This is a genomic window from Streptomyces sp. NPDC059008 (genome assembly GCF_042749045.1).
In the GTDB taxonomy this organism is placed as follows: domain Bacteria; phylum Actinomycetota; class Actinomycetes; order Streptomycetales; family Streptomycetaceae; genus Streptomyces.
The window spans coordinates 13,040-29,843 of record NZ_JBHYJC010000043.1 but is presented as its reverse complement, the minus strand read 5'-3'; the positions used below and the strand labels follow the sequence as shown (position 1 = coordinate 29,843).

12 protein-coding genes and 5 tRNA genes are annotated in these 16,804 nt (G+C 70.8%); 9 read left to right on the top strand and 8 right to left on the bottom strand.

Translation table 11 applies throughout. From position 1 onward, the window contains the following. Positions 1–225: 225 nt before the first annotated feature. From ACFWZH_RS32440 to ACFWZH_RS32425, 4 genes are all read right to left on the bottom strand, one after another. A tRNA-Lys gene (locus tag ACFWZH_RS32440) sits at positions 226–298 on the bottom strand. Between the two features lie 213 nt (positions 299–511). Further along, on the bottom strand, positions 512–2,680 hold the full coding sequence (locus ACFWZH_RS32435; RefSeq protein ID WP_384439442.1) for a DEAD/DEAH box helicase: 2,169 nt from the start codon (positions 2,678–2,680) through the stop codon (positions 512–514). Between the two features lie 238 nt (positions 2,681–2,918). Then, the gene (locus ACFWZH_RS32430; protein WP_384439440.1) at positions 2,919–3,566 is read right to left on the bottom strand and encodes a hypothetical protein; all 648 of its coding nucleotides are present in this window, start codon (positions 3,564–3,566) and stop codon (positions 2,919–2,921) included. 182 nt (positions 3,567–3,748) lie between these two features. After that, positions 3,749–4,099, bottom strand: a complete 351-nt coding sequence (locus tag ACFWZH_RS32425; protein ID WP_384439437.1) for a metallopeptidase family protein — start codon at positions 4,097–4,099, stop codon at positions 3,749–3,751. A 119-nt stretch (positions 4,100–4,218) separates the two neighbouring features. On the opposite strand from ACFWZH_RS32425, the gene ACFWZH_RS32420 reads away from it, so the two are divergent. The 4 genes from ACFWZH_RS32420 to ACFWZH_RS32405 all read left to right on the top strand — a co-directional run bounded on the left by ACFWZH_RS32420 (position 4,219) and on the right by ACFWZH_RS32405 (position 6,212). Beyond that, on the top strand, positions 4,219–5,805 hold the full coding sequence (locus ACFWZH_RS32420; protein ID WP_384439435.1) for a metallophosphoesterase: 1,587 nt from the start codon (positions 4,219–4,221) through the stop codon (positions 5,803–5,805). A gap of 133 nt (positions 5,806–5,938) precedes the next feature. After that, a tRNA-Glu gene (locus tag ACFWZH_RS32415) sits at positions 5,939–6,011 on the top strand. Positions 6,012–6,059: 48 nt separating this feature from the next. Next, positions 6,060–6,134 (top strand) — tRNA-Asp (locus ACFWZH_RS32410). Positions 6,135–6,138: 4 nt separating this feature from the next. Next, positions 6,139–6,212 (top strand) — tRNA-Phe (locus ACFWZH_RS32405). A gap of 50 nt (positions 6,213–6,262) precedes the next feature. Here the strand turns inward: ACFWZH_RS32405 and ACFWZH_RS32400 are convergent. Further along, a complete protein-coding gene (locus ACFWZH_RS32400) occupies positions 6,263–6,496 on the bottom strand; it encodes a hypothetical protein (RefSeq protein WP_384439432.1) in 234 nt (77 codons plus the stop codon). A gap of 184 nt (positions 6,497–6,680) precedes the next feature. Here ACFWZH_RS32400 and hrpA point away from each other — a divergent pair, with 184 nt between their 5' ends. The 3 genes from hrpA (at position 6,681) to ACFWZH_RS32385 (ending at position 11,550) form a co-directional block, all read left to right on the top strand. Then, positions 6,681–10,760, top strand: a complete 4,080-nt coding sequence (gene hrpA, locus ACFWZH_RS32395) for an ATP-dependent RNA helicase HrpA (protein ID WP_384439429.1) — start codon at positions 6,681–6,683, stop codon at positions 10,758–10,760. Positions 10,761–10,855: 95 nt separating this feature from the next. Beyond that, a tRNA-Asp gene (locus ACFWZH_RS32390) sits at positions 10,856–10,930 on the top strand. A gap of 386 nt (positions 10,931–11,316) precedes the next feature. After that, positions 11,317–11,550, top strand: a complete 234-nt coding sequence (locus ACFWZH_RS32385) for a DUF6274 family protein (protein WP_384439426.1) — start codon at positions 11,317–11,319, stop codon at positions 11,548–11,550. A gap of 531 nt (positions 11,551–12,081) precedes the next feature. Here the strand turns inward: ACFWZH_RS32385 and bldC are convergent. Further along, on the bottom strand, positions 12,082–12,288 hold the full coding sequence (bldC, locus tag ACFWZH_RS32380; RefSeq protein ID WP_003949541.1) for a developmental transcriptional regulator BldC: 207 nt from the start codon (positions 12,286–12,288) through the stop codon (positions 12,082–12,084). A 511-nt stretch (positions 12,289–12,799) separates the two neighbouring features. Continuing rightward, positions 12,800–13,636 (bottom strand): hypothetical protein, encoded by an 837-nt coding sequence (locus ACFWZH_RS32375; protein ID WP_384439423.1) that lies wholly within the window; start codon positions 13,634–13,636, stop codon positions 12,800–12,802. Between the two features lie 215 nt (positions 13,637–13,851). Between ACFWZH_RS32375 and ACFWZH_RS32370 the strand changes: the two genes are divergently transcribed. Beyond that, positions 13,852–14,970 carry a Leu/Phe/Val dehydrogenase gene (locus ACFWZH_RS32370; RefSeq protein WP_384439419.1) on the top strand — a complete coding sequence of 373 codons (1,119 nt, stop codon included), beginning with the start codon at positions 13,852–13,854 and terminating at the stop codon, positions 14,968–14,970. Positions 14,971–15,300: 330 nt separating this feature from the next. After that, positions 15,301–15,552 (top strand): DUF3073 domain-containing protein, encoded by a 252-nt coding sequence (locus ACFWZH_RS32365; protein WP_384439416.1) that lies wholly within the window; start codon positions 15,301–15,303, stop codon positions 15,550–15,552. A gap of 170 nt (positions 15,553–15,722) precedes the next feature. Here ACFWZH_RS32365 and purM read toward each other — a convergent pair whose 3' ends face one another. Next, the gene (gene purM, locus ACFWZH_RS32360; protein WP_384439413.1) at positions 15,723–16,787 is read right to left on the bottom strand and encodes a phosphoribosylformylglycinamidine cyclo-ligase; all 1,065 of its coding nucleotides are present in this window, start codon (positions 16,785–16,787) and stop codon (positions 15,723–15,725) included. Between the last annotated feature and the right edge of the window lie 17 nt (positions 16,788–16,804).

Below are 16,804 nucleotides of genomic sequence, written 5' to 3'. Positions count from 1 at the left end.
CTGTGGGGGGTGGCCACCCTGGCCGTGGTCGCACCCCCTCCGCTCGCCGGACGCTCGCCGGACCTCTGATCGCCGGGCGGGTACGCCGTATCTGACGCCCCGCCTGCCGGGCCGTCCGCTCACGCACCGCGCGCACGCGGCCGGAAAAAGCGACGCGCCTCGTCCGGCGATCACCGGTCGAGGCGCTGAACCGCAGGTCAGAGAGCCTGCTGAGGATGGATGCGGTGGGCCATCAGGGGCTCGAACCCTGAACCAATGGATTAAAAGTCCACTGCTCTGCCAATTGAGCTAATGGCCCGCACCGAGCAGCATAGCCCGAGGATCGGCCACAGCCCGAAGGCATTAGGGATCGGACCGGTCATGAAGGTGCCGCGGGCCTGTCACCGAGCGGGCCGTCCGGGCGTCCGACCCGCACAACACGCAGGGCCCGTACGGCACTTGCGTGCGTACGGGCCCTGGTGCGGCGCGGCGGGCCGGCGCGGGACGCCGCCCTGCCGGTCAACGCGGAAGATCAGCCGTTGCGCTTCCAGCGCGGCTTGTCCTCGCGGCGGCCGAAGGAGCCGGTCGTGGCGCCGCGGTGGTCGTCGCGGCGGCCGTAGGGGCGGTCACCACCGGAGCGGTGACCACCGGAGGACGGACGGCCGCCACGGTCGTCACGGTTGAACGGACGGTCGCCGCCACCGGAGCGGTAGCCACCGGAGGACGGGCGGCCACCGGAGCGGTCGTCGCGGTTGAACGGACGGCTGGGGCGCTCGCCGCGGTCGCGGTTGAAGCCGCCGCGGTCGTCACGACGGTCACGGTCGAAGGAACGGCCGCCACGGTCGTCCCTGCGGTCGCGGCCGAAGCCACCGCGGTCGTCCCGGCGGTCGCGGTTGAAGCCACCGCGGTCGTCACGACGGTCACGGTCGAAGGAACGCCCACCGGAGCGGTCGTCGCGACGGTCCCGGCGCTCGAAGTTGCCCCGCTCGTCACGACGGTCGCGGTTGAAGCCGCCACGGTCGTCACGACGGTCACGGTCGAAGGAACGACCACCGGAACGGTCGTCACGACGGTCCCGGTCGAAGGAACGGCCACCACGGTCGTCCCGACGGTCCCGGCGCTCGAAGTTGCCCCGCTCGTCACGACGGTCGGCGGCCGGACGGCGCTCGTCCGGCGCGGCGGCCTGGGCCGGCACCGCGGCCGCGGCGGCGGCCTCGGCCTCGGCGGTCTCGGCGGCGGCGGCCAGCGCCTCGGCCGGGTCCTCGCCCCGCTCGCGGGCGGCCCGCGCGGTCAGCCGGTCGGCCTCCTCGCGCAGCTCGGTGGCGCGCCGCTGCAGACGCTCCAGCTCACGGGTGAGCTCGGCCACCTCGCGCTCGGCCTGCTTGGCGGAGTTGTTGGCACCGTCGGCCTGGACCTCGGTGAGCGAACGCGCGCCGGTGATCCGGGCGACGTCCTCGTCGAAGGCGCCGGAGCCGCCGACGATGTGGCGCGAGGCGTCCACACCGGCGTCCTCCATCAGGCGGAAGATCTGGCGGCGCTGGTGCGGCAGGGAGAGGGAGACGACGGTGCCGGACTGGCCCGCGCGGGCCGTACGGCCGGAGCGGTGCAGGTAGTCCTTGTGGTCGCCGGCCGGGTCGACGTTCAGCACCAGGTCGATGCCGTCGACGTGGATACCGCGGGCGGCGACGTCGGTGGCGACCAGCGCGTTGACGTAGCCGTCCTTGAAGTCCGCGAGGACCCGGGTGCGGGCGCCCTGCGTCATGCCGCCGTGCAGCGCGTCCGCCTTCACACCGGCGTCGACGAGCTGCTCGGCGATGCGGTCGGCGCCCAGCTGGGTGCGGACGAAGATGATGGTGCGGCCCTTGCGGGCGGCGATCGCGGCGGTGACCGGCGCCTTGTCCTTCGGCTTCACGACGAGGACGTGGTGGGTCATGGTCGTGACGTTGCCCTGGGCGCTGTCGACCTCGTGGCTGACCGGGTTGGTCAGGTAGCGCTTGACCAGCGTGGAGATCTCGTTCTCCATCGTGGCGGAGAACAGCATCCGCTGTCCGCCCTCGGGCACCTGGTCCAGCAGCTCGGTGACCTCGGGCAGGAAGCCCAGGTCGGACATCTGGTCGGCCTCGTCGAGGACGGCGACCTGGACGTTCTCCAGGGAGCAGGCACCGCGGTTGATGATGTCGCGCAGCCGGCCCGGGGTGGCGACGAGGATGTCGACGCCGCGCTCCAGGGCGTAGATCTGGTTGCCCATGGACGTACCGCCGCAGACGACCTTCATCTTCAGGCCGAGGACGTCGCCGTAGGGCTGGAGGGCGTCCGCGACCTGCATCGCCAGCTCACGGGTCGGGGTGAGGATGACGGCGCGCGGCTTCTTCTTCTCGGTGTGGCCGTCGGCCAGCTGGGCCAGGGTCGGCAGACCGAAGGAGAGGGTCTTGCCGGAGCCGGTGCGGCCGCGGCCGAGGATGTCCTTGCCGGCCAGGGCGTCCGGGATGGTCGCGGCCTGGATCGGGAAGGGGGTGGTGACGCCGTTCTGCGCCAGCTTGCGGACGACGCCCTCGGGCAGTCCGAGGTCGGCGAAGGTGATGGTGTCGGCGTCGTCGGCGGCGGACTCGGCCGACGCGTCGGACTCGGTCACCTCGGGGGCCGTCTGCTCGTCGTGCTCGTCGAACGCGGGCATGACGGACTGCTCAGTGGAAATGGACATGCGAAATGCGAAACCTTCCGGAGTCTCGGCACGCGCCCAAACTCCGTGTGTTTCACAACGACCGCCTCAATGCGGTCAGCCACGGCAAGGGAGAGAACGCGCCACGCGGCGCGCTTCTTTTCTGGCGCCGGGCAAATGGGATCAAACGATCTACCACCATACGCACTCCGCCCCCCGGATGGCAAATGGCCTTCCGACCACCGCCCGCCACCCCCTCCCTGACGGGCCCCTACGCCCCTTACGCCCCTTGCGCCACCTCCTCCGCACCCAGCTCGCCCTGGGACGTCATCGGCGCGACCGGCGACGGCCCGGAGGCATGGGCACTCGGCGGCGGGGGCGGGGGGCTGCTGGGCGGCGGGGTCGCCGGCGCGGTGGGCGTACTGGGCGGGGTCGAGACGGGCGGGGAGGACGGCTGCTCGGAGCGGGACGGCGAGGGGTCGGCGGTGGGGCGGCCGCCGTGGCCGTCGTGGTCGCGTCCCGGACCGGGCTCCGGGCCCGACGGCTTCACCGTGCGCGACGGCGTGGCGGGCTCGGACGGCGTGGGCTCGGCATCGGCCGAGGGCTCGGTCCCCTCGTCGTCACCGCCGGCCGGCTGCGCCTCGCCGTTGCGCCCCAGCCGCCGCGGTCCGTCGCCGGGGTCGTCCGCGGCCACTCCGCCGGAGCCGGGCTTGGCGCCCTTCCCGTCGGGCCGCGCGGTGGCGCCGGACGGCTTGGGCTGCGGTGCGTCGCTGACGCTTATGCAACCGGCCAGCGACGCGGCCAGCGCGGAGACGGCCACGGCGGCGGCTGCGGCACGGGCCCGCACCCGGCCCGCCGGCGGCGGTGCCGGGCGGACGACGGGAACGGGATCGAGGTCGGGAAGGGGGACGGCGGCGGGGGGCGGCATCGAAGACGGACGGCGGTAGGGGCTCGGGCGCACGGCGGGACCTCCGGATCCGGAGCGCTGGGACGGCGGCAGGACGCCTTGCCCAACTCCCGCCCCCCGCCGGAGGACACGCGTACCGCCGGGCCGATCCCCTGGGCCGGGCATCCGGCCCCGCCCGCGGCCCGGCGCGTCGCGGCCGCCCGTCAGCCGTAGCCCAGCGCGTGCAGCCGCTCGTCGTCGATCCCGAAGTGATGCGCGATCTCATGAACGACCGTCACCTCGGTCTCCGCGACCACGTCCTCGCGCGTCGCGCACATCCGTATCGTCGGCCCCCGGTAGATCGTGATCCGGTCCGGCAGCACGCCCGCGTACCACTCCCCGCGGTCGGTCAGCGGAGTCCCCTCGTACAGCCCGAGCAGCTCGGGGTCGGCGGCCGGCGGCTCGTCCTCGACGAAGACCGCCACGTTGTCCATCAGCCGGGTCAGCTCCGGCGGGATCCGGTCCAGCGCCTCGGCGACCAGTTCCTCGAACTCCTCGCGCGTCATTTCCAGCACACCACCATTCTCCGCTACCGGGCCCGGCAACCGCGGGCCGCGGCCCGTCCGCCCGGCACGCCGGAATCGGAGCCGCGGCCCCCGGCATAACGACCACCGCCCCGGGGCATACGGGACCAATGGCCCGCGCTGCGCGCTCCCGGACACCGAACCCCGGCATACCGAAAGCACCGCCGCTCCCGCCGCTGGACACCCGGCTCGACGGCGCCCCGCACCGCCCCCTGCACTCCGCACTCGGCCTGGCCGCCGTCACCGTCCTCGGCGCCTGGCTGGGGCTGCTGGTCCTCGGCGCCCTCCGCGTCCCCGTCGGCCCGATGGACACCACCATGGCGCTGCGCCCCTCACTGGCCGGCGGCACCAGGATCAACGTCTCACCGCTCGGCGACCTGGAGCTGCGCAGCCACCACGCGCCGGTACGGCTCGAAGTCGACGTCGACCGGCTGGATCCGGTCCGCTCCCAGGCGCTGGTCGACCACCCCGAGCGGTTCGCCGGCCTGCAGGCCGAGGTCACCCGCGACGTGACCCGCGGCGCCATGGGGCTGGCGCTGCACTCCTGCGTCGCCGTGGTGTCCGGCGCCACCGCGCTGGGCCTGGCCGTCTACCGCCGCCCGCGCCGGGCCCTGGCCGCCGGCGGTCTGGCGCTCACCGTGCTCGCCGCCAGTGCGGGCACCGCGTACGCGACCTGGAACCCCCAGTCCGTACTGGAGCCGAAGTTCTCCGGACTGCTCTCCTCCGCCCCGTCCGTGGTCGGCAACGCCCGCAACATCGTCAGCGAATTCGACGTCTACCAAAAGGAGTTGGCACGTCTGGTCACCAACGTCACCAAGCTGTACGACGCCACCTCGACGCTGCCCGCCTACCAGCCCGACCCCACCACCCTGCGGGTCCTGCACGTCTCCGACATCCACCTGAACCCGGCCAGCTGGCGGATCATCGCCTCCCTGGTGAAGCAGTACCGGATCAACGTGATCATCGACACCGGCGACACCATGGACCACGGCTCGGCCGCCGAGAACCACTTCCTGGACCCCGTCTCCACCCTCGGCGCGCCGTACGTCTGGGTGCGCGGCAACCACGACTCGCGCACCACGCAGAAGTACCTGGCCGGCCGGAAGCACGTCACCGTCCTGGACGACGGCAAGGTCGCCCGGGTCGCCGGGGTGCGCATAGCGGGCGTCGGCGACCCGCAGTTCACCCCGGACCGCTCCGTGGTGGCGGCCGGCGACCCCGCGGAGCGCACCGCCGGCGGCCGGCTCGCCGACGCGCTGCGCACCGAGCGGCTGGCCGGTACGCCGGTCGACATCGCGCTGGCCCACAACCCGGCCGCCGCGACCGAGGCGGACGGCCTGGTCCCGCTGGCACTGGCCGGCCACGTCCACCACCGCGAGAACATCACGCTGCCCCAGGGCACCCGGCTGATGGTGGAGGGGTCGACGGGCGGCGGCGGGCTGCGCGCGGTGCAGAACGACAAGCCCGCTCCGGTCGAGGCGTCGGTGCTCTATCTGGACCGCAGGACGAAGCTGCTGCAGGCGTGGGACGAGATCACGCTCGGCGGGCTGGGCCTGTCCCGGGCCGAGGTCAGCCGCCACCTCCCCCGCGAGAACAAGCCCGGCGCCACACCGCCGACGGGCCGCCCGCCTCACCCGTCCGGCCCCGCCTCCGGACCCGTCTCCCCGCGCGTCTCCCCGCCCTCCTCCGGGCCCTGATCGGGCGGCCTTTCGGGCCCGGCCGGGAGCCCCTCCGCCGGCCCCGGGTAAACCGTTTTGGCGAACGGTCCTCCCATCCCATATGCTTCTCACGTCCCCGACGGCGCCGGTAACGACGCCAAGGTGGCCACCAGCCCTCATCGTCTAGTGGCCCAGGACGCCGCCCTTTCAAGGCGGTAGCACGGGTTCGAATCCCGTTGGGGGCACGCACAACCGTGTGCGAGACTGGCTCAGGCCGCTTTCGCGCAATGCAAGGTCCTGTGGAGCAGTTTGGAGTGCTCGCCACCCTGTCAAGGTGGAGGCCGCGGGTTCAAATCCCGTCAGGACCGCTGCGGCTGGGTAGCTCAGTTGGTACGAGCGATCGCCTGAAAAGCGATAGGTCGCCGGTTCGACCCCGGCCCCAGCCACACCCATTGGGAGAAGGCCCCGATTCCTGGAATCGGGGCCTTCTTCGTGCCTACTCGGCGGCGGCTTCCCCGGTGGACCGGGCGAGCTCGCTCTCCGGCTGCCAGAAGATCAACCGGGCGCCGCCGGTGATGGCGCCCGTGGATCCCAGGCCCATCGCCAACTTCAGCAGCCGCTCTCCCGTGCCCTCCCAGTCGTGCGGCGCACCGAAGACCAGCCACGCGCCCAAGGCGATGCCGGCGACCATCAGAAGACCGCCGGCGATCCGTCGTATTCCTTTGTCCATGCGGACATCGTCGCTGGTACGCGGGGGCGAGTTCCACCCGATTGCCACCGGTGCGGCGGCCGGGCCCGCCCATGATCACCGGGCACGCGGACGGACCGCCCCGACGCGGCCCCGGCGCCCGCGATCCGGCCGCGCGGCAAATGGTTCGCCAGTCGATTCGGTGAGGTGAGATCCTGGGGGTCGTATGTCCAGTCAGCCTGCCTCCGCCCTGCCCGACGGCGCTGCCCCCACCCTGCCCTCCCTGCTCGAGCGTCTGCCCGAGCTGATGCTGCGCGATCAGCAGCGGCTGGGGCGCCGGCTCGACGGCGCACGCCGGATCCGTAAGCCCGAAGCCCGGGCCGCCGTGCTCGCCGAGATTGCCGACGGCATCGACGAGGCGGAGCTGCGCATCGCCCAGCGCCGCGCCGCGGTGCCGGAGATCACGTATCCCGAAGAGCTGCCGGTCAGCCAGAAGAGGGACGAGATCCTCGCCGCGATCCGCGATCACCAGGTCGTGATCGTCGCCGGTGAGACCGGCTCGGGCAAGACGACGCAGATCCCGAAGATCTGCCTGGAGCTGGGGCGGGGCGTACGCGGCCTGATCGGGCACACCCAGCCACGGCGGATCGCGGCCCGTACGGTCGCCGAGCGGGTGGCCGAGGAGCTGAAGACCCCGCTGGGCGAGGCGGTCGGCTGGAAGGTCCGCTTCACCGACCAGGTCGGCGGCGACACCCTCGTCAAGCTGATGACGGACGGCATCCTGCTCGCCGAGATCCAGACGGACCGCGAGCTGCGCCAGTACGACACGATCATCATCGACGAGGCGCACGAGCGCAGCCTCAACATCGACTTCATCCTCGGCTATCTGTCGCAGCTGCTGCCCCGCCGCCCGGACCTGAAGGTCGTGATCACCTCCGCGACCATCGACCCGGAGCGGTTCGCGCGGCACTTCGGCTCCTTCGCCTCAGTGGCCGCCGCCGCGGGCGACGGCGCGGGCGACGGCGAGAAGCCCGGCGCGCCCATCGTCGAGGTCTCCGGCCGTACGTACCCCGTCGAGGTCCGCTACCGCCCGCTGCTGGAAGAGGGCGGCCAGGACGCCGACCGCGACCAGATCACGGCGATCTGCGACGCCGTGGACGAGCTGCAGGCCGCCGGTCCCGGCGACATCCTGGTCTTCCTCTCCGGCGAACGGGAGATCCGCGACACCGCCGACGCGCTCAACAAGAAGGCGCTGCCCCGCACCGAGGTCCTCCCCCTGTACGCGCGGCTGTCGCACGCCGAGCAGCACCGCGTCTTCCAACGGCATACGGGCCGGCGGATCGTGCTGGCCACGAACGTCGCCGAGACCTCGCTGACCGTCCCGGGCATCCGGTACGTCATCGACCCCGGTATGGCCCGGATCTCCCGCTACAGCTACCGCACCAAGGTCCAGCGGCTGCCCATCGAGCCGATCTCGCAGGCCAGCGCCAATCAGCGCAAGGGCCGCTGCGGCCGTACGAGCGACGGCATCTGCATCCGTCTGTACTCCGAGGACGACTTCCTCGCACGGCCCGAGTTCACCGACGCGGAGATCCTCCGTACGAACCTCGCCTCCGTCATCCTGCAGATGACCGCGGCCGGCCTGGGCGACATCGAGAAGTTCCCGTTCATCGACGCCCCCGACCGCCGCAACATCAAGGACGGCGTCGATCTGCTGAGCGAGCTGGGCGCGCTCGACACCAGGCAGAAGGACCCCCGGAAGCGGCTGACCCAGCTGGGCCGGAGCCTGTCCCAGCTGCCGGTGGACCCGCGGCTGGCGCGGATGGTGCTGGAGGCGGACCGCAACGGCTGTGTCCGCGAGGTCATGGTCATCGCGGCGGCGCTGTCCATCCAGGACCCGCGCGAGCGGCCCTCCGACAAGCAGCAGCAGGCCGATCAGCAGCACGCCCGTTTCAAGGACGAGAGCTCCGACTTCCTCGCCTTCCTCAACCTCTGGCGCTACGTCCGCGAGCAGCAGAAGGAGCTGTCCTCCTCGGCGTTCCGCCGGATGTGCCGCAGCGAGTTCCTGAACTACCTCCGGATACGCGAGTGGCAGGACATCTACTCCCAGCTGCGTACGGTCGCCAAGACCATGGGGATCCACCTCAACGAGGAGGACGCGGCACCGGACCGCATCCACACCTCCCTGCTGGCGGGTTTGCTTTCGCACATCGGGCTGAAGAACGCCGGGGCCGAGGGCGGCAAGGAGGGGACCGGCAAGAACGAGTACCTGGGCGCCCGCAGCGCCAAGTTCGCGGTCTTCCCCGGCTCCGCGCTCTTCAAGAAGCCACCGCACTGGGTGATGTCCGCGGAGCTGGTCGAGACCTCCCGCCTGTGGGCGCGGGTGAACGCGAAGATCGAGCCCGAGTGGGTCGAACCGCTCGCCCAGCACCTGGTCAAGCGCACGTACAGCGAGCCGCACTGGGAACAGAAGATGGCCGCCGTGATGGCGTACGAGCGGGTCACGCTCTACGGCGTCCCGATCGTCACCCAGCGCAAGGTGAACTACGGCCGGATCGACGCGGAGACCTCGCGCGATCTGTTCATCCGCAACGCCCTGGTCGAGGGCGACTGGCGCACCCATCACCAGTTCTTCCATGACAACCGCAAACTGCTCGGCGAAGTCGAGGAGTTGGAGCACCGCGCCCGGCGCCGCGACATCCTCGTGGACGACGAGACGCTCTTCGACTTCTACGACCAGCGCATCCCGGCGGACGTCGTCTCCGGGGCGCACTTCGACTCCTGGTGGAAGCAGAAGCGCCAGGACGAGCCGGAGCTGCTCAACTTCGAGCAGTCGATGCTCATCAACGAGTCCGCCGAGGCCGTCACCAAGGACGACTACCCGGACTCCTGGCGGCAGGGAAAGCTGAAGTTCAAGGTCACCTACCAGTTCGAGCCGGGCGCGGACGCGGACGGCGTGACCGTCCACATCCCGCTCCAAGTGCTCAACCAGGTCTCCTCCGAAGGCTTCGACTGGCAGATCCCGGGCCTGCGCGAGCAGTTGGTGACCGAGCTGATCCGGTCGCTGCCCAAGCCGATCAGGCGCAACTACGTCCCGGCGCCGAACTTCGCGGCCCGCTTCCTGGACTCCACGGTGCCGCTGCAGGGCGCCCTGACGACCTCTCTGGCGGCCGGGCTGCAGCGGATGGTGGGCGTCCCCGTCGAGGCCGCTGACTTCGACCCGAGCAGGATCCCCGACCACCTCAAGATCACCTTCCGGGTGGTCGACGAGCGGCGCCGCAAGCTCGCCGAGGCCAAGGACCTGGAGGCGCTGCGGCTGAAGCTCAAGCCGAAGACCCGCGCGGCGATCTCCAAGGCCTTCGAGCAGGCCGCCGAACGGCCCGCCAAGGGCGGCAAGGGGCGCGCCGGCGAGGGGGCGGCCCCGGCCGGCCCGGAGCAGCGCACGGGGCTGACGTCCTGGACGATCGGCGCGCTGCCGCGCACCTTCGAGACCCGGCGTGCCGGCCAGCCGCTGAAGGCCTACCCGGCACTGGTGGACGAGGGCAGCAGCGTCGCCGTGCGCCTCTTCGACACCGAGGCCGAGCAGCTGACGGCGATGTGGGCGGGCACCCGCCGCCTCATCCTGCTCAACATCCCCAGCAACCCCGCCAAGTTCGCCCAGGACAAGCTGAGCAATCAGCAGAAGCTCGCACTGTCCCGTAATCCCCACGGCTCGATCGGGGCGCTCTTCGAGGACTGCGTGACCGCCGCCGCCGACCGCCTGATCGCGGCCCGGGGCGGCCCGGCGTGGGACGAGGAGTCCTTCCGCAAGCTGTTCGACGCGGTCCGGGCCGACCTGGTGGACGTCACGCTGAAGACGATCCAGCAGGTCCAGGAGGTGCTCGCCGCCTGGCAGGCGTGCGAGCGCCGGCTGAAGGACACCACCTTCCCCTCGCTGCTGCCCTCGCTCGCCGACATCAAGGAGCAGCTGGCGGCGCTGATCAAGCCGGGATTCGTGACGGCGCACGGCGCCAAGCGGCTGCCGGACCTGATGCGCTATCTGGTGGCCGCCGACCGCCGGCTGCAGCAGCTGCCCACCAACGCCGAACGGGACCGCACCCGGATGGCGAAGGTGAAGGAGATGCAGGACGAATACGCCTGGCTGCTGGAGCAGTTCCCGCCGGGCCGCCCGGTGCCGGCCGCCGCCCTGGAGATCCGCTGGATGATCGAGGAACTCCGGGTGAGCTACTTCGCGCACGCCCTGGGGACCGCGTATCCGGTCTCCGACAAGCGCATCGTGAAGGCGGTGGACGCCGCGGCGCCCTGACCGGCGGGCGGTCACCGGTATCGAGTTCGACCGCACCCCCTGACCTGCTGTACAGTCTTGCTTCGCAGCCCGCCGCAAGCGGAAAGCAAACGCAAGGTCCTGTGGAGCAGTTTGGAGTGCTCGCCACCCTGTCAAGGTGGAGGCCGCGGGTTCAAATCCCGTCAGGACCGCAATCGGCCCGCATCGTCAGCGATGCGGGCCGCTTCGTTTTTGCGGCCTCCGGGCGTTCCCGGGCGTCGGGCGTTCACGGCCTTCCGGTGTTCACGACCTTTCGGCGTCCCCGGCTCTCCGACGTTCACGACTCTCCTTCTCGTTCACAGCCTCCGCTGTTTTCGGCCGTCCCGCCGGGGGTGGCCCGTCGCCGCCGCGTGGCGCTGTCTCCCACGCCCGCGCGGCGGAGAGGAAGCCATGGGCGGGACGCCCCCACCACGGAACGGCCGAGAACACATAAAGCAGGCACAGCACAGCGTGACTGCTTTGCTGCCCGCTGTATTGACGGCGAGCGCCCCCGCCGGTACTCACATGGGAAGGCGTGGGGGCCGGGGAGGGATGTGCGATGACGACTGCGGTACGGCACGAGACCAGGGCGCTGCTGAGGGCACATCTGTCCGCGGCCACGGGCTACCGCCATCTGACGCGGCACTGCCCCATCTGCCACCAGCTGCTGCGGCTCGCCATGGAGCCGCACGCGCCCCGCTCCGGGCGCCCGGCGCCCGCGGCCGCACCCACCCCGTATCCGGCCGCCTCCGAGCCGTCGGCGGCCGAGGACGAAAGTCCCGCGACCCGGTGACCAAGGGCGCCTGCGCCACCGCCCGCGCGGTGGCAGGCTGTTGAACGAGGGCGGGGAAAGTCCACTACCTCAGCGGACGTATCGGCTTCAAGCGACTCGCCGTGTGACGGGTGTCACCGAACAAGTTTGACGGAGCAGGGAACTTACACCCTCCCTACAACGAGTCAATTTAATATGTGCAATTGCACCACCCTCGAACGGATTCAAAAGCAGGCTGCAGGGTCCGCGCGGAAAGGCCCTCCAAGACCCCTTGAAGGGCCCCTGGGCGCCGCCATGGGCGACTCTGGCGCCACGCCGGCTCAGCCGCCCTGACGGGCCCGGGAGCGGCCGCACACAAAAAGATCGCGCTGGACCCGGCGGAGTCCAGCGCGATCGATGACGTACCCAGATGGAACGGGTGAGGGGCCTGTTGGGGCAGACACCGCGTCGTATGGAGCTATGTGGAGCGTGGGTGGAGCAGGTCGAGCTATGTGGTGCGAAGTAGGCGTTTTCGGGTTGGGGGCCCCGAAAACGGCCTGGTTATGCGGTTGTTCAGGCCTCGCTGCGCTGCTGCGGGATACCCGCGAGCAGTGCGCGGACCTCAGCCTCGCGGTAACGCCGGTGTCCTCCGAGCGTGCGGATGGACGTGAGCTTGCCTGCCTTGGCCCAACGGGTGACCGTCTTGGGGTCCACGCGGAACATCGTGGCAACCTCGGCAGGGGTCAGCAGCGGCTCGGCGTCAGGGGTGCGAGCGGTCATGAGCGGCCTCCTCGGGAGAACCGAACCATCACGGTTCTTTCCTCTAAATTCTGCACCTTGACCCACGTTGCCCGAAATGGCGGACGCGGGCCGAGTCGGTTATAGGACGAACGGCTTGTCCTCGGCACTACAACTACACCATCTGTCCAGCCACGTCGGCCAAACCGATGGAATTGCCCTCTCAGGTGTTCAACCTCGGCGGATGCCGATGGACCGTGCCATAGCGGACAGTCACACGGCCGTGACGATCAGTCACAGCGTGATCAGTCGCCACAGACCCCTCAAGGACCGCAATACCGATCTACCCGCCCTTAGTTGGACGGAAGGAGCCCACGTCGGGCTCCTTGTCCTATTTTGGCACGAGGGTACGCCTTGGTAGCAAGACCCGAAGTCAGTGCTTTAGGTCACGCTTGAGGCAATCGCCCGGTTAAGGACCTACGTCCCTTACCGCCCAACCACCGAAAAGCGAACACGGCACTTCCGCACCACGAACCTCCGGCATTCTCGGCCCTCAGCTGGAGAACTGGCGTTCGCGCACGGCCCGCCACCGCTGAGAAAGCTTCTCGTACGCGACCCCGGCCCGCTCGCCGTCCCCCTCGCGCAGCGCCGCCAACCCCTCCGCCACTTCGGCGGCGGAACGGTCCTCGGCGAGCTGCCCCTCGGGCACCGCGTGCACCAGCCCTCCGTAATCCAGCTCCACGAGCGAACGCGGATGGAATTCCTCGAGCCAGCGCCCCACATCTACCAGGCCGTCGATCAGCGGCCCCTCTTCCAGGGCGTCCCGCAGCGTCCGCAGCCCGCGCGCGACCCGGCGCCTGGCCTGGACCATCGGCGTCCGGTAACGCAGCACAGCCGACCGCTCACCCTTGGTGTACTCCCGCTCGCCGTCGTCGAAGAGGACGAACCAGCGGACCGGCACGTGCCAGGACGCCCCCCGGATCCAGGGCCGGGCGTCCGGATTGCGCTCCCGCCACCGCTCGTAGTCGGTGGCCGCCTGCCGGCGCACCACCGGAGGCAGCGCCGCGTCCAGCACCGCCGCCGGCAGCAGCTCCTCCAGACCCTCCAGGGCCTGCCAGCCGCGCAGCCGGGTGCGCCACGGGCAGACGCAGGTCACCTCGTCGACGACGGTGACGAACGCGTCCGCGCTCTCGTGGACCGGCACCGGCACCGGCGGGGTCGGCAGCAGATCGGCCAGCGCCCGGCGCTGCTCGTCCTGGGCGGTGGGGGTGTCCGCCCGCTTGGCATAGCGCGCCCAGTAAGAGCGCTCCGGCTCGGGGAACGCTGCCAGCGGTTCGTAGACCCGTAGATATGCCATGTACGGGACCTTCACCGACGACGCCACGGCCACGCCCGCTCCTCCAAAGGGAAGTCCACCAAAGGGAAGTCCACTGCCGGGAGACGTGTCCAAGGGCCCCCGGCCGGCCTGCGATACGACCAGATCGTCCCACGTCCGTCCCCCGGGAGAGGGTGATCCTCCGCACCTGACGGATCAACCCGCCCCGCAGGTCTTACGCTCTTTTCAACCGGCCCTCCCCACCCGCAGGAGGGCGTCCTTCGCGACTTATGGGAGTCACCACAGTGACTGACGTACGTCCGGCCCCCGCCGGCACCGACGGCGGCGTTCTGCACACCCTGTTCCGAACGGAGCAGGGGGGCCATGAGCAGGTCGTTCTCTGCCAGGACCGCGCCAGCGGCCTGAAGGCAGTGATCGCCATCCACAGCACCGCCCTGGGGCCCGCCCTCGGCGGCACCCGCTTCCACGCCTACGCCTCCGAAGAGGAGGCCGTGCTGGATGCCCTGAATCTGTCGCGCGGTATGTCCTACAAGAACGCCCTCGCCGGGCTGGACCACGGCGGCGGTAAGGCCGTGATCATCGGTGACCCCGATCTGATCAAGACCGATGAACTGCTGCTTGCCTACGGCCGGTTCGTGGCCTCCCTCGGGGGCCGCTATGTCACCGCGTGCGACGTCGGTACGTACGTCGCCGACATGGACGTCGTCTCCCGTACGAACAAGTGGACCACCGGCCGCTCCCCGGAGAACGGCGGCGCCGGCGACTCCTCCGTCCTGACCGCCTACGGCGTCTTCCAGGGCATGCGCGCCTCGGCCCAGCACGCCTGGGGCGACCCGACGCTGCGCGGCCGCAAGGTCGGTGTCGCGGGCGTCGGCAAGGTGGGCCACCTCCTCGTCGAGCACCTCCTCAAGGACGGCGCCGAGGTCGTGATCACGGACGTGCGCAGCGCGTCGGTGGACCGGGTCCTGGCCGATCACCCGCAGGTCACCGCGGTGGCGGACACCGAGGCGCTGATCCGCACCGAGGGCCTGGACGTGTACGCGCCGTGCGCACTGGGCGGTGCGCTCAGTGACGACTCGGTGCCGGTGCTGACTGCGAAGGTGGTGTGCGGCGCGGCCAACAACCAGCTCGCGCACCCGGGCGTCGAGAAGGACCTGTCCGACCGCGGCATCCTCTACGCGCCCGACTACGTCGTGAACGCCGGCGGTGTCATCCAGGTGGCCGACGAGCTGCACGGCTTCGACTTCGACCGCTGCAAGGTCAAGGCCGCCAAGATCTTCGACACCACGCTGGCGATATTCGCTCGTGCGAAGGCCGACGGCATTCCGCCCGCCGCGGCCGCCGACCGGATCGCCGAGCAGCGCATGGCGGAGGCGCGGCACGCCTGACCCGGCACCCGGGCCGGCGGAGCCATTCGGCCTCGTCGGCCGGAAACACGGCCTTGCGCGACCCGCCACGGGTGGTCGGGGAGACATCCCTCACCACCCGTCGGCGGGTCGCCGTACAGGACAGGTTAAAATCGCAGTTGACCAGCGGGGACGGGGCGCCTTGCCGGTCGTGCCGAGCGGCGGGTGATGCGGGCGACGTACCGTATGGCCGCGGAAGCAGGTACCGTTAAAGCCCTACGGGCCGGTCTCTCTGTCGAGAGCCCGCTCTGATCCATGAACGCGTGTCAAGACTCTGGGGCCATCGAGCCCCGTCATTGAGGGGGTCGACCCATGGGGCGCGGCCGGGCCAAGGCCAAGCAGACAAAGGTCGCCCGCCAGCTGAAGTACAGCAGCGGTGGGACGGATCTCTCACGACTGGCCGACGAGCTGGGTGCATCACCGTCGAACCAGCAGCCTCCGAACGGAGAGCCGTTCGAGGATGAAGAGGACGACGACCCGTACGCACGGTACGCAGAGCTGTACAACAAGGACGACGACGATGAGGACGAGGGCGACTCGTCCCAGCAGCGTCGTCGCGCTTGACGCGCCGTGCGCCAGCGGCACCCATAACAGCATCACGGACCCGGTCCTGGGCATCGCCCGGACCGGGTTCTGTGCTGCCCAGAAGTCCGCTGCCGCAGCGGTGACCACCGCTGCGGTGTGACCCGCTGATGCGGTGGCCGCACCGACGACTGCCGGTGCGGCCCAGGTGATCAGCCGGCGTAGTCACCGGTCAGGGTCACGGCCTCCGTGTGGTCACCGCGCTCGACGATCTCACCGCTGACCCAGGCGTCCACCCCGCGGTCGGCGAGCGTGGTCAGGGCCACGTCCACCGACTCCTGCGGAACGACGGCGATCATGCCGACGCCCATGTTCAGCGTCTTCTCGAGCTCCAGGCGCTCGACCGATCCGGCCGTGCCGACCAGGTCGAAGACCGGGCCGGGCGTCCAGGTGGCGCGGTCGACCGTGGCGTGCAGGTCGTCCGGGATCACCCGGGCGAGGTTGTTGGCCAGCCCGCCGCCGGTGATGTGCGAGAAGGCGTGCACCTCGGTCGTCCGGGTCAGCGCCAGGCAGTCCAGCGAGTAGATCTTGGTGGGCTCCAGGAGCTCCTCGCCGAGCGTGCGGCCGAACTCCGGGACCTCCCGGTCCAGGGTCATGCCGGCCCGGTCGAACAGCACATGGCGGACCAGCGAGTACCCGTTCGAGTGAAGTCCGGACGAGGCCATCGCGATCACCGCGTCGCCCGTACGGATGCGATCCGCGCCCAGGACCCGGTCCGCCTCGACGACGCCCGTACCGGCGCCGGCGACGTCGAACTCGTCCGCGCCCAGCAGCCCGGGGTGCTCCGCGGTCTCGCCGCCGACCAGCGCGCAGCCGGCCAGCACACAGCCCTCGGCGATGCCCTTGACGATCGCGGCGACCCGCTCGGGGTAGACCTTGCCGACGCAGATGTAGTCGGTCATGAACAGCGGTTCGGCGCCGCAGACGACCAGGTCGTCGACGACCATGCCGACGAGGTCGTGGCCGATGCTGTCGTAGACGCCCATCTTCCGGGCGATGTCGACCTTGGTTCCGACGCCGTCGGTGGCCGAGGCCAGCAGGGGACGCTCGTAGCGCTTGAGGGCGGACGCGTCGAAGAGGCCGGCGAAGCCGCCGAGCCCGCCGACGACCTCGGGGCGGGTGGCCTTCTTCACCCACTGCTTCATCAGGTCCACGGCGCGGTCGCCGGCTTCGATGTCGACGCCCGCGCTCGCGTAGCTGGCACCTGTCTCAGACATGGCGGAGAACTTTCGTG